General features: G+C 37.2%; 1 protein-coding gene. It reads left to right on the top strand.

Features of this window, described 5'->3' with window-relative positions:
* A partial coding sequence (locus Q4550_RS23785; protein WP_303536727.1) for an alanine:cation symporter family protein occupies positions 1 to 250 on the top strand: 250 nt, incomplete at both ends.

A 250-nucleotide genomic window follows, 5' to 3' on the forward strand; every position in this document is an offset into this window, starting at 1 on the left:
TTGTTACCCTGTGTTACGGAATTTTAGTTCCTGGTATTCAGGCCAACACAATTGCTGTTGGATTCGAAAACACAATTGGTCTTAATAAAAGCATCACTGGCATTGTTCTTGTTGCATTACTTGCCATCATTATTTTTGGCGGTGTTAAGCGAATTGCTACTGTTTCGGAAAAAGTTGTTCCTTTCATGGCTTTAGGGTATGTAATTATCACTTTCATTCTTTTATTTGCAAATGCGACAGAAATTCCAGC

The organism is Anaerobacillus sp. 1_MG-2023 (assembly GCF_030547345.1).
Taxonomy (GTDB): domain Bacteria; phylum Bacillota; class Bacilli; order Bacillales; family Guptibacillaceae; genus Guptibacillus; species Guptibacillus hwajinpoensis_B.